Annotated in this window: 10 protein-coding genes; 7 read left to right on the plus strand and 3 right to left on the minus strand. The window is 64.7% G+C overall.

Translation table 11 applies throughout. The features are described from left to right. Positions 1-229 precede the first annotated feature (229 nt). From ABID58_RS32920 to ABID58_RS32940, 5 genes are all read left to right on the plus strand, one after another. A complete protein-coding gene (locus tag ABID58_RS32920) occupies positions 230-1,357 on the plus strand; it encodes a helix-turn-helix transcriptional regulator (RefSeq protein ID WP_354037034.1) in 1,128 nt (375 codons plus the stop codon). Between the two features lie 103 nt (positions 1,358-1,460). Beyond that, entirely contained in the window at positions 1,461-2,672 is a 1,212-nt protein-coding gene (locus tag ABID58_RS32925) for a molybdopterin molybdotransferase MoeA (protein ID WP_354037035.1), read from the plus strand. Between the two features lie 176 nt (positions 2,673-2,848). After that, entirely contained in the window at positions 2,849-3,550 is a 702-nt protein-coding gene (gene lexA / locus ABID58_RS32930) for a transcriptional repressor LexA (protein ID WP_148753706.1), read from the plus strand. Between the two features lie 178 nt (positions 3,551-3,728). Beyond that, a complete protein-coding gene (locus tag ABID58_RS32935; RefSeq protein ID WP_148753848.1) occupies positions 3,729-3,983 on the plus strand; it encodes a hypothetical protein in 255 nt (84 codons plus the stop codon). A 193-nt stretch (positions 3,984-4,176) separates the two neighbouring features. Then, complete coding sequence (locus ABID58_RS32940; protein WP_187435141.1) at positions 4,177-4,608, plus strand: hypothetical protein; 432 nt, start codon at positions 4,177-4,179, stop codon at positions 4,606-4,608. 10 nt (positions 4,609-4,618) lie between these two features. Here the strand turns inward: ABID58_RS32940 and ABID58_RS32945 are convergent, their stop codons facing one another. The 3 genes from ABID58_RS32945 to ABID58_RS32955 all read right to left on the minus strand — a co-directional run bounded on the left by ABID58_RS32945 (position 4,619) and on the right by ABID58_RS32955 (position 9,107). Beyond that, positions 4,619-6,916, minus strand: coding sequence for a ComEC/Rec2 family competence protein (locus ABID58_RS32945; RefSeq protein WP_354037037.1), 2,298 nt, complete (start codon positions 6,914-6,916; stop codon positions 4,619-4,621). 97 nt (positions 6,917-7,013) lie between these two features. Next, a complete protein-coding gene (locus tag ABID58_RS32950) occupies positions 7,014-7,247 on the minus strand; it encodes a DUF2171 domain-containing protein (RefSeq protein WP_354037038.1) in 234 nt (77 codons plus the stop codon). A 183-nt stretch (positions 7,248-7,430) separates the two neighbouring features. Next, a complete protein-coding gene (locus ABID58_RS32955; RefSeq protein ID WP_354037040.1) occupies positions 7,431-9,107 on the minus strand; it encodes a glutamine--tRNA ligase/YqeY domain fusion protein in 1,677 nt (558 codons plus the stop codon). Between the two features lie 156 nt (positions 9,108-9,263). Between ABID58_RS32955 and gltX the strand changes: the two genes are divergently transcribed. Both gltX and gltA read left to right on the plus strand, forming a co-directional pair. Next, complete coding sequence (gene gltX, locus ABID58_RS32960) at positions 9,264-10,691, plus strand: glutamate--tRNA ligase (RefSeq protein WP_354037042.1); 1,428 nt, start codon at positions 9,264-9,266, stop codon at positions 10,689-10,691. A 142-nt stretch (positions 10,692-10,833) separates the two neighbouring features. Then, positions 10,834-12,138, plus strand: coding sequence for a citrate synthase (gene gltA / locus ABID58_RS32965; RefSeq protein WP_354037044.1), 1,305 nt, complete (start codon positions 10,834-10,836; stop codon positions 12,136-12,138). Positions 12,139-12,333 lie beyond the last annotated feature (195 nt).

The following is a 12,333-nucleotide window of genomic DNA, read 5'->3' on the forward strand; positions in this document are numbered from 1 at the left end:
TCGACACTTTCGCCCCCGTCCCCTGAATCGCAGGAATGATGTCCTTTCGGAAATGTTGCAAAGCCCGGACATGGAGGCATCTGACGTTTGTCGGATGCGTCGATGATTGCGTCGGGAATGCCAATGGGGTGCGGCTTTGCGGCAACATCGGCACGACTGCCGCTTTTCTGCTCTTGCTCGTTCCGTGACGCTGCGCTGAGATGCCTCATTGCATTTTGAGGCATTTGTCTTGGGTACGGACGATATTTCCAACGAATCCGTATTGGACCTCATCGGCGCCATCTACGAGGTTGCGCTCGACGGAAGCCGCTGGGAACATGTGCTGACGCGCATCGACGACGCCATCGGCGGCCGTACCCTGTTCGGCGTCTTTGATCCCGCAAGCGGCCTCTCCAGCCTGCTGTCGCCACGCATCGACCCCGACCGCGTGCAAGAGCTACTCGGCTGGGCCCCGCGCAATCCCCTGTTGCCGCTTGGCATCGGCCGGACGCCCGGCGAGGTCTTCACCATCGGCGACTTCATCACACGCGATGAGTTCACCCGCAGCGATTTCTACAACGAATGGTGGCAGCCGGGCGGTTTCGACACCGAACCGTTGACGACGAATCTGCTGGTCGATCACAACGCCACAGGCATTCTGACCAGCCACCGGCCCTCCGATTTGCCTCCGTATGACGACAAGGCACGGCGGCTGTTTGCGACATTGGCGCAGCATCTCGTACGCGCCGTTGCGATCCAGCGCCGTACCCACCAGCTCGACATCACCGGCCGCGCTGCGCTGGCAGGCCTCGACGGGCTCGATCAGGGCTTCGTTCTCGCAGACGCCCAGGCGCGCCCGATCTTCGTCAATCGTCGCGCGCGCGAATGGCTCGACGCCGCCGATAGCATCGTGATCGAGGCGGGCGCGCTGAGCGCCATCAACAGCGACGATAGCCGTTGTCTGCAAACGCTGGTCGGCTCGTGCAGCATCGATAATCCCGATCGCATCGGAGGAGAGATGAGCCTGCGGCGGCTTCCCGGCCGCATGCCGCTGCACGTGCAGGTAACGCCGGTCGGCAGCGATTGGGCGGAGAGCTCGGTGTCGCTCGCCTCCGGCTGGCGATCGAGTGCGATGGTGCTGATCACCGACCCCGAGCCGGACGCGAGATCAAGACTCGACGCCCTACGCGCGCGTTACGGCCTGACCCGTGCCGAAGCGGCCTTCGCGCTCGAGATCGTCAAGGGCGGCGGCCGCAAAGCCACGGCCGAACGGCTCGGCATCGCGGACGGAACCGCGCGCAGCCATCTGTCGAAGATCTTCGACAAGACCGGCGTGGGGCGACAGGCCGAGCTGGTGCGGCTTTTGCTCCAGAAATAGCTGCATCCGTGCGTATGCACATCCGTTTTGCCTCAACGGCCCCAGTCGGCTAGAACGCTGGCCGCGACCAGATTGTCGCGTTGCCAAGCAGGAGCTTTCAGCCGTGGCCCTCATGCCGGTTTCCGATGCGCTCGCTGCCGTGCTCGCCGGTGCGGACCCGCTGCCCGAGGAATCGGTCGCGCTCGATGCGGCCTTCCACCGCGTGCTCGCGCGCGACGTCGCATCGCGCAGGACGCAGCCGCCGCTGGCGATGTCCGCGATGGACGGCTATGCCGTCCGCGCGGCCGACGCCGCCAGGGTCGATGCGCAGCTCAACGTCATTGGCGAGGTCGCTGCCGGCCGTCCGTTTGCAGGAACTGTCGGCGCCGGCGAAGCCGTACGAATCTTCACCGGCGGTGTCGTTCCCGACGGCGCCGATGCGGTCGTGATCCAGGAGGACACCGTCGCCGACGGCAAGCGCATCGCGATCAAGGAGGCCGCCATCGCCGGGCGGCACATCCGCCCTGCCGGCATCGACTTCCGCGAGGGTGACGTGCTGCTGCGCAAAGGCGCGCGGCTGACCGAGCGCGACCTCGCGCTCGCCGCCGGCATGAACCACCCGCAATTGGCGGTCAGCCGCCGTCCGAAGGTCGCGATTCTTGCCACCGGCGACGAGCTGGTGATGCCGGGCACGACGCCTGGTCATGGCCAGATCGTTTATTCCAACGGCTACGCCCTGCATGCGCTCGCTCGCAGCGAGGGGGCCGACACCATCGACCTTGGGATTGCCGCCGACACGCTTGCCGCCACCACCGCCGGCATCCGCCGCGCGCGCGAATCCGGCGCCGACATCCTGATCACGACGGGCGGCGCTTCGGTCGGCGACCACGATCTGGTGCAGCAGGCGCTCCGCGACGAAGGCACCTCGATGGCGTTCTGGAAAATCGCGATGCGGCCGGGCAAGCCGATGATGAACGGGCAGCTCGGGGCGATGCGCGTAATCGGCCTGCCCGGCAATCCCGTGTCATCCTACGTTTGCGCCTTCCTGTTCATGGTGCCGCTGATTCGTGCGTTGTCGGGCCGTTCGATGGTTCATCACCGCCGCGAACGCGCCGTGCTCGGCCGCGACGTCGGCGCCAATGACCAGCGCGAGGACTATCTGCGCGCCCGCCTGGATGTGCGTGATGACGGCACGCTGATCGCCCTTCCCGTCAATCACCAGGACTCCTCGCTGCTTGCGAATCTCGCTGCGGCACAGGCACTTCTCGTGCGCGCCCCGTTCGCGCCGAGGGCCGAAGCGGGAGCGCCCTGCGAGGTGCTGCGACTGCTCGTTTGAGCGCGGCGTTCGCAACCGTTCCGCGAACTTTGCCGCGTTCACGGTAAATTAAGCAGTTGCGGAACATGTATCGAACATATAGTGTCCGTTCATGATTTGTTTCGAGCGTGTAGCGGCTTATTGCTGACTTCAGCGTCTCGGAATCGAACGACATCAACCGGGGGATTTTGGTCGAGATGTTAACGCGCAAACAGTACGAGCTCCTGCGGTTCATCAGTGAACGCCTGAAGGAAAGCGGCGTGCCGCCCTCCTTCGACGAGATGAAGGATGCGCTCGATCTGCGCTCGAAATCAGGCATCCATCGCCTGATCACTGCGCTCGAGGAGCGCGGCTTCATCCGCCGCCTGCCCAACCGCGCCCGCGCCATCGAGGTGATCAAGCTGCCCGAACTCCAGGCCGCCGCTGGCAGCCGCCGCGGCTTCACGCCGAGCGTCATCGAGGGCAATCTCGGCAAGGTGCGCCCGGCGTCGAGCCTGCCGGCCGACGAGGGTGAGCGTCCAGTCGCAGTGCCCGTGATGGGCCGGATCGCGGCCGGCACGCCGATCGAGGCTTTGCAAACCCGCAGCCACACCATCAGCGTCCCGCCCGACATGCTCGGCTCGGGCGAGCACTACGCGCTCGAAGTGCGCGGCGACTCCATGGTGGAGGCCGGCATTCTCGATGGCGACATGGCGCTGATCCAGCGCAACGAGAGCGCCGATACCGGCGACATCGTGGTCGCCCTGATCGACGACGAGGAAGCGACACTCAAGCGTTTCCGCCGTCGCGGCGCCTCGATCGCGCTCGAGCCGGCCAACGCGGCCTATGAGGTTCGCATCCTGCCGCCCAACCGGGTCAAGATCCAGGGCAAGCTGATCGGGCTGTACCGGAAGTACTGATCGCGTCGCTATCGGCGAGCGCAATCAACGATTGGAGCGGACGATTGTCCGCTCCGGCTGGGTAGTCTTTCTGGTTTTGCACAGATTATCCGGCCCCTTCTCCAGCGCTACATCCTCGGCACGCCGCAACGAAGCACGCATTGCTTCGCAGGGCCTTTGCCAGACCGAGGAGACCAACATGCGCAAGATCATTTTGAGCACCGTCACGATGACGCTGATCGCAGTATCAGCGTCGCAGGCCTTAGTGTCGCAAGCCTTGGGGTCGCAAGCCTTGGGCTCGCAAGCCTTGGGCTCGCAAGCCTTGGCTGCGCAGCCGCAGCACCACGCTCGCAAAGCACCGCGCGCAACGACCGAGCAATTCCGCAATGCCCGTAACGCCGTCGCGCAGCCGGCTTGGCAATATTCGGGCTGGTCAGCGCCAGCCGGCCGCTGAAGCAACGCGCTCACCGAATGCGCGGGAGCAGGCTTTGTTCCTCGTGCATTTGAAAAAGATAATGTGATCGCGCTCTGCTGATGCGAGCCGCAGATTTGCCCACAAACAAGCATAAGATGAGCTTCCACTCTGATAGGGGCCTGCGCCTCCGAGACAGAGGCGCGGGTGCTCTATCCTGATTGAGGAGCACCCGATGTGTGACTATAGCCTGCATGCCGTCGCGACGCGTCCCGCAGAAGTTGGCGAGACGATCGTCACGACAACGTTCCGCGGCACCTCGACGCGCGGCTTCGCCTCCGAAGCCGACATGTCCGTCGCGGTTTGCCTGCTACCGGGAACGGAGCTCGCCTTCGCCGACAACGTCCGCTACGACAATCGCTGGATCTGGACGCGCACCATCAACTCGCGCGTCGGCAAGTTCGGCAAGGTCGATCCGCATATTCCCGACCGCCATCACGACGCGATCGAATTCCCCGACGGCAAATACGTCCTGGTGACGCAACTGGTCGAAGGCCAGCGCGCAACCGTGCTGCAACTGCCCGTGACCCAGCCGCTCGGCGAGCGCGAGCACAAGCCGCAGGTCGCCGACAGCCGCTCCACGTCCCCGCGCCTGCCGATCGGCTAAGCCGTCGATCTCAGTCATCGGCCTGCAGGTCGGCGTCAGACGGCGTTGCGTCTTTGGAGCGCGGAGCTGCCGACCGCGGCATGAGGGTCTGTTCGAAATCTCCATCGCCGGCCGCCGCCGGCGACCAGGGGCGGTTTGCGCCCCTCGCCTTTACCGCCTGAATCGCAAAGCCGTCGCCACGCGGCGTCAGCGCCAGCGCGCCCTGACGCACGAGACGTGGCCGATCGACCACCATCGCACCACAATCCGGCGGCGCGGGCCTTGCCGTCACCACCAGTGCCGCGCGGCTGCAATCGTCTCCCAGCGCGTCAATGCGCAACGCCAGCGCAACGATGCGTCCGTCGGCAAGCGGCGTCACGCAGCCTGACTCGTCGCACGACACACCATCGGCAAGCGCGACGCTGCCGGGATCGCGAGAGTCGGCATCGGCCGCGAGCCACTCCTTGAGCAGAAAGCTGTCCTTGCTCGTCCTGATCAGGTGCAGCTGCCCGTCCCTGCCCCGCACGGCAACGCTCTGGCCGTCACCGGCGATAAGGATGTCGGGTTGCCGGACCGACAGACCCCAGACGATTGCCGCCACGAGCACGAACGCGCCCGACCAGCGCAGCGGCGTGCGTAGCAGTCCCATCAGGACGAGGCCGAGGCTCGCCGCGATCAGCGGCGCAGTGCCGAAGGCACTGACGTGGCCGATCGCGCCGGGCAGCGCCGCGACCCATCGCGAGACCGCCACCATCCAGTCGATACCGATCCCCATCAACCACCAGAACACGCGGTCAAGCCCGAACGGTGCCGCGAGCAATCCCAACAGCCCGGCCGGCATCACCAGCGCCGAGACCACCGGCATCGCGCCGAGATTGGCAAGCACGCCATAGGGCGTGACGCGATGGAAATGGAAGGCGGCATAGGGCGTGGTCGCAAACCCCGCGATCATCGAGGCCATGAACAGCATCGCGATCTCGCGGCCGCCCCACAGCGCGATGCGCGCGGTTGTCGAGTGATCGGGCGAGGCAAACAGGTTCGGCATGCCGATCTGCACCAGCGCCACCAGGCCGAGCGTTGCCGCAAAGGACATCTGGAAGCTCGGATGCACCAACGCTTCCGGCGCGACCGCGAGCACGATCAGCGCTGCCACCGCCAGCGTGCGAAAGGTGATGGCGCGGCGGTCAACCATGACAGCGATCAGCACCACCGCGGTCATGAAGAACGACCTCTGGGTCGCAACCTCCGCGCCCGAGAGCAGCAGATAGAACGCGGACGCGACCAGCGCCGCGGCGGCCGACCATTTCTTGATGGCGAAGCCGACCGCCAGCCCGGGGATCAGCGCCAGCAGCGCGCGAACCGCGAAGAAGACGACGCCGGCAACGACGGCCATATGGTAACCGGAGATCGACAGAACATGGCCGAGGCCCGAGATGAACATCGCATCGTTGACGGGCGTGGTGATCGCATCACGCCGGCCAGTCAAAAGCGCAGTCGCGATCGCGCGGTTGTCGCCGTCGAGCACGGCGCGGATGCGCGCGTCGATCGCATCGCGCAGGCCCTGCATCACCGCCGCATAGCGCAGTTGCAGGCCGCCGGCATCGGACGGCGCCACGGCCGTGATCGCTCCCATCACGAAGCCGGAGGCGCCGATGCCCTGGAAGAACATGTCGCGCGAGAAATCGTAGCTGCCCGGCCGCAACGGCGCGAGCGGCGGCATCAGCCGCGCCTTCAGCTGCACGAAGCTGCCGACGTCGGGCGCCGTCCCCTTGCGCACGGAGAGGCGGACGCGCTCCAGCTTCACGTCGCTGCGCTGCGCCTCCATCGCGGTGACGCGCAGCACGAAACGGTCGGTGCGTTCGCGGATGTCGCGGGTCTCGACGAAGCCCGACAGCGACACCGAATAAAGCGGCCTTGCGAGCACCGTGTGGGCGATGCGCGCCGTCTTCCAGGTTGCCATGGCAAAGCCGGCCGCGACCGCCGCGATCATGATCGCCGGTGCAAACCACCGGCTCCGCCGCAACAACACCGTCCCGAGCGCCAGCGCCACCGTCGTCGTGGCAACGACCCACAGCACCGGCTCATGATCGGCCGCGAAGTAGAGCGCGATGCCGCAGCCGAAGGCGATCGGCACCCAGGGAAACAGTCGCCCGGCGCCGGCTTCGGCCTTGGCCCATTCGCGAAGCCGCCCGACGATCGCGGGCCAAACGTCAAAGCCCGCCGGCACAAAGCCGCCCGCCGACGCGGTCCGGCCGGTTGGCCAAGTCCCTGCAATCGGCGCGCCGGCGATACCCTGCGAGACCCGCTGCGGCCGACCAAGCTCCGCCATTCCTTAGCAACCCTGCGATACGCGACTGGCGCAGAGGCTACCGGAACGTGCAGCGGTGCGAATAGCGGTACGGATCAGGAACGAAGGGGCCGCGGCCCTACTTTTCCTCTTCCATCGTCACGGCGACATCCGCCTTGGCCGACAGCCGGACCTTGTTGCCCTCGACATCAGCGACCAGACCCTTGTCGATGAAATGATGATGACCCTTGTGGCTGCCCTCGCCGCTGTCCTTCTTGGTCAGCTTGATGCGATGACCCTCGACCTTGTCGACGGTGCCGATGTGGACGCCGTCGGCGCCGATGACTTCCATATGCTCTGCGATGTTCTGCATGGGAGATCCTCAATTGGGGACCCACACAACGCGCAGGGGACGCGTTCGTTGCCTCGCCGGAATGACGATGCCGTGTGCCCGGTCAGATCAACGGCGCGCGTGACGAGGCATGAAGCCGGCGCACCATTTCGCGATGATGGCGGAAACGATGGCGTCGGCTTCGCTCATATGCCCTACCCCCCGTCAGCCTTTGGCGACTTCCTTTGCGAACGTGTCACGCAGGCCGATGGTGCGCGAAATCACCGGCTTGCCTGGCGTCGAGTCCTTGTCGCGCACGAAATAGCCCTGGCGCTCGAACTGCATCGGCTCGGTCGAATTGCTTTCCGCAACCGATGCCTCGATCCGGGCATCAGCGAGGATCTCCAGCGACTGCGGATTGAGGTCGGCCGCGAAATTCGAGGCGTCCGGGCTCGGATTGGCGAACAGCTGGTTGTAGATGCGAATCTCCGCCGGCACCGAACTCGCCGCCGGCAGCCAGTGCATGGTCGCCTTGACCTTGCGGCCATCGGGCGCATTGCCGCCCTTGGTCGCGGGATCGTAGGTGCAGCGCAGCTCCACCACTTCGCCGGCGTCGTTCTTGATCACGCCGGTGCACTTGACGAAATAGGCGTAGCGCAGCCGCACCTCGTTGCCCGGCGACAGGCGGAAGAATTTCTTGGGCGGATTCTCCATGAAGTCGTCCTGCTCAATATAGAGCTCGCGGCCGAACGTGATCTTGCGCGTGCCCGCGCTAGCGTCGTCGGGGTGGTTGATCGCCTCGAGCTCCTCGGTCTGCCCTTCCGGATAGTTCTCGATCACCACCTTGAGCGGCCGCAGCACGCCCATGCGCCGCTGCGACGTGCGATTCAGTTCCTCACGAATGCAGAACTCGAGCATGCCGACATCGACAACGCTGTTGGCCTTGGCCACGCCGATGCGCTTGACGAATTCGCGCAAAGCCGCCGGCGGCACGCCGCGGCGGCGCATCCCCGCCATGGTCGGCATGCGCGGATCGTCCCAGCCGGCGACATGACCGTCGCGGACGAGCTGGGTCAGCACACGCTTGGACAGCAGCGTGTAGGTCAAATTGAGCCGCGCCATTTCGTACTGGTGCGGCTTGGACGGCACCGGAAGCTTCTCGATGAACCAGTCGTAGAGCGGCCGGTGGTCCTCGAACTCCAGCGTGCAGATCGAATGGGTGATGCCCTCGATCGCGTCCGACTGGCCGTGGGCATAGTCGTAGCTCGGATAGATGCTCCACTTGGTCCCGGTGCGCGGATGATGTGCATGCAGGATCCGATACAGCACCGGATCACGGAGATTGATGTTGCCCGAGGACATGTCGATCTTGGCCCGCAGCACGCGCGCGCCGTTCGGAAATTCGCCGGCCTTCATGCGGCGGAACAGGTCGAGATTTTCGTCGACGCTGCGGTCACGGAACGGCGAGTTCTTGCCCGGCTCGGTCAACGTGCCGCGCGAAGTGCGGATCTGCTCCTGGGTCTGATCGTCAACATAGGCCAAGCCATCGCGGATCAGCTTCTCCGCCCATTCGTACAGGCGGTCGAAATAGTCCGAGGCGAAAAACAGGTTCTTGCCCCAGTCGAAGCCGAGCCAGCGCACGTCGGCCTGGATGGAGTCGATATATTCCTGCTCTTCCTTGACCGGATTGGTGTCGTCGAAGCGCAGATGGCAGCGGCCCGGAAATTCCTGGGCGATACCGAAATTGAGGGCGATCGACTTGGCGTGGCCGATATGCAGGTAGCCGTTCGGCTCCGGCGGGAACCGGGTCACGATCTCCTTGTACTTGGCCTGATCTAGGTCGGCCTGGATGATGTCACGAATGAAATCGCGCCCAACCTCAGTCGCCACCAGTTCTGTCATTACGAAAATCCTGTAGGGAAATCAGCGGTCCTTCTGCCAAATTTGCTTGGCTGAGCCAAGGGTTTAAGCAAGGCCTTAAGCGGTCCGCTGCCGGGCTTTAGTTATGCTCCGGTCCTGTTATATACCACCGCCTCCCATGCATAGGCCCTGCCACGAATGACCAATTCCGTCGTCACCCGCTTCGCTCCCTCCCCGACCGGCTTCCTCCATATCGGGGGTGCCCGCACGGCGCTGTTCAACTGGCTCTATGCGAAGAAGCACGGCGGCAAGATGCTGCTCCGGATCGAGGACACCGACCGGGAGCGCTCTACCGAGGCTGCGATTGGCGCGATTCTGGACGGGCTGAAATGGCTGGAGCTCGGCTGGGATGGCGACGTCATCTACCAGTTCAGCCGCGCCGCCCGTCACCGCGAGGTCGCCGAGCAGTTGCTGGCGGACGGCAAGGCCTATCGCTGCTACGCCACCGCCGAGGAGCTCACCGCCATGCGCGAGAAGGCGCGCGCAGAGGGCCGCACCCGTCTCTATGACGGCCTATGGCGCGACCGCGACCCGGCGACGGCACCGTCGGACGTCAAGCCGACCATCCGCCTGCGCGCGCCGCAGACCGGCGAGACCGTGATCGAGGACCAGGTCCAGGGCCGCGTGGTCTGGCAGAACGAGAACCTCGACGATCTCGTCCTGCTGCGCGGTGATGGCAACCCGACCTACATGCTCGCAGTGGTCGTGGACGACCACGACATGGGCGTCACCCACGTCATCCGCGGCGACGACCATCTGATCAACGCCGCGCGCCAGAAGCAGATCTACGATGCGATGGGCTGGGCACTGCCGAGCATGTCCCACATCCCGCTAATCCACGGTCCGGACGGCTCAAAGCTGTCCAAGCGGCACGGCGCGCTCGGCGTCGATGCCTACCGCGCCATGGGCTACCTCCCGGCCGCGCTCCGCAACTACCTCGTCCGCCTCGGCTGGAGCCATGGCGACCAGGAGATCTTCTCGACCGAGGAGATGATCGCAGCCTTCGACCTCGCCAATGTCGGCCGCGCCGCCGCCCGCTTCGATTTCGCCAAGCTGGAAAACCTCAACGGCCATTACATCCGCCACGCCGACGATCAATCGCTCGTGAAGATGTTCGAGGACGTGCTCGACCATTTGGTGCCCGCCCGCGACGAGATTAAGGCCAAGCTGAACGACACCACGCGCACCCAGCTGCTCAAGGCGATGCCGGCCCTGAAGGAGCGCGCCAAGACGCTGATCGAGCTGATCGACGGCGCCTATTTCATCTTCGCCGACCGGCCTCTGCAGCTCGATCCCAAGGCGGCGGCCCTGCTGACGCCTGAGAACCGCAAGCTGATCGGTCAGCTGCATTCCGCGCTGGAGAATGTCGCGACCTGGAGTGGCGCCACCACGGAAGCCGCGCTGCGCGCTTTTGCCGAGGAAAATAGTCTCAAGCTCGGCGCGGTCGCCCAGCCCCTGCGAGCCGCGCTGACCGGGCGCTCCACGTCGCCTGGGATATTTGAGGTTTTGGACGTGCTGGGACGCCAGGAAAGTCTGGGCCGGCTTAAGGATCAGTCTACGACGTAAGTCCATAGCTGCCATGATCTTGCAGTGCACACAGCAATAATATACCCATCTCCCCGTACATTCTGGAACATCCGGCCTGCCCCACCCATGTCATCGGGGCCTTCCGGGTCCGGCCCGTTTCACCTTACATCGGGGACCTCTGATGGACGCAAACTCAAGCAACAAGACCGCCACGCTGACGGTCGGAAACAAGAACTACGATCTTCCGATCCACAGCGGCAGCGTCGGACCTGATGTCATCGATATCGGCAAGCTGTACGGCCAGTCCGGACTGTTCACCTACGATCCCGGCTTCACCTCCACTGCGAGCTGCCAGTCCAAGATCACCTATATCGACGGTGATGCGGGCGTGCTGGAATACCGCGGCTACCCGATCGAGCAGCTCGCCGAGAACGGCGACTTCCTCGAGACCTGCTACCTGCTGCTCTTTGGCGATCTGCCGACTGCCGCGCAGAAGAAGGATTTCGACCACCGCGTGATCCATCACACGATGGTGCACGAGCAGATGGCCCGCTTCTTCCAGGGCTTCCGCCGCGACGCCCATCCGATGGCCGTGATGGTTGCCTCCGTCGGCGCGCTCGCCGCGTTCTACCACGATAGCACCGACATCAACGACCCGAAGCAGCGCATGATCGCTTCCATGCGCATGATCGCGAAGATTCCGACGCTGGCGGCGATGGCCTACAAATACACGGTCGGCCAGCCCTTCGTGTACCCCAAGAACTCGCTCTCCTTCGCCGAGAACTTCCTCAACATGTGCTTCGCCGTGCCGTGCGAGGAGTACAAGATCAATCCGGTGCTCGCTGACGCGCTGGACAAGATCTTCATCCTGCACGCCGACCACGAGCAGAACGCCTCGACCTCGACGGTGCGTATCGCCGGCTCCTCCGGCGCCAACCCGTTCGCCTGCATCGCCGCCGGCATCGCCTGCCTCTGGGGCCCGGCGCATGGCGGCGCAAACGAAGCTGCGCTCGCGATGCTTGCCGAGATCGGCTCCGTGGACAAGATCCCCGAGTTCATCGCCAAGGTGAAGGACAAGAACTCCGAAGTCCGCCTGATGGGCTTCGGTCACCGCGTCTACAAGAACTACGATCCGCGCGCCAAGATCATGCAGAAGATGTGTCACGCCGTTCTCAAGGAGACCGGCCATGGCGACGATCCGATGCTGAAGGTGGCGCTCGAGCTCGAGAAGATCGCGCTCAGCGACCAGTACTTCATCGACCGCAAGCTGTATCCGAACGTCGACTTCTATTCGGGCATCACGCTGAAGGCGATGGGCTTCCCGGTCTCGATGTTCACCGTGCTGTTCGCGGTCGCCCGCACCGTCGGCTGGATCAGCCAGTGGAGCGAGATGATCGAGGACCCGCAGCAGAAGATCGGCCGTCCGCGCCAGCTCTACACCGGCGTCACCCGCCGCGACTACGTCGCGATCAAGGATCGCAAGTAAGTCTCAGCCTGAGGGCTATCAATGCGGCGCCGTCTCCGGATGGCGCCGTTTTTGTTTTTGCGATCACCTTGTAGGGTGGGCAAAGCGCAGCGTGCCCACCGCAACTCTGCGAGCGGGACCAAAAAAATGGGGACGCGTAGGGTTTGCCCACCGAAGAAAAAAGTGGGGCGCCCCAATAATTCAGCCCCGCACAAC

The sequence above is a fragment of the Bradyrhizobium sp. S3.2.6 genome, assembly GCF_040546885.1.
Lineage (GTDB): Bacteria > Pseudomonadota > Alphaproteobacteria > Rhizobiales > Xanthobacteraceae > Bradyrhizobium > Bradyrhizobium cytisi.

What these genes read in the sequence shown, in the direction of transcription:
- lexA (WP_148753706.1), top strand. Translation starts at nt 2,849, where the DNA reads ATGTTAACGCGCAAACAGTACGAGCTCCTGCGGTTCATCAGTGAACGC.
- ABID58_RS32935 (WP_148753848.1), top strand. Translation starts at nt 3,729, where the DNA reads ATGCGCAAGATCATTTTGAGCACCGTCACGATGACGCTGATCGCAGTA.
- ABID58_RS32940 (WP_187435141.1), top strand. Translation starts at nt 4,177, where the DNA reads ATGTGTGACTATAGCCTGCATGCCGTCGCGACGCGTCCCGCAGAAGTT.
- ABID58_RS32945 (WP_354037037.1), bottom strand. Translation starts at nt 6,916, where the DNA reads ATGGCGGAGCTTGGTCGGCCGCAGCGGGTCTCGCAGGGTATCGCCGGC.
- ABID58_RS32950 (WP_354037038.1), bottom strand. Translation starts at nt 7,247, where the DNA reads ATGCAGAACATCGCAGAGCATATGGAAGTCATCGGCGCCGACGGCGTC.
- ABID58_RS32955 (WP_354037040.1), bottom strand. Translation starts at nt 9,107, where the DNA reads ATGACAGAACTGGTGGCGACTGAGGTTGGGCGCGATTTCATTCGTGAC.
- gltX (WP_354037042.1), top strand. Translation starts at nt 9,264, where the DNA reads ATGACCAATTCCGTCGTCACCCGCTTCGCTCCCTCCCCGACCGGCTTC.
- gltA (WP_354037044.1), top strand. Translation starts at nt 10,834, where the DNA reads ATGGACGCAAACTCAAGCAACAAGACCGCCACGCTGACGGTCGGAAAC.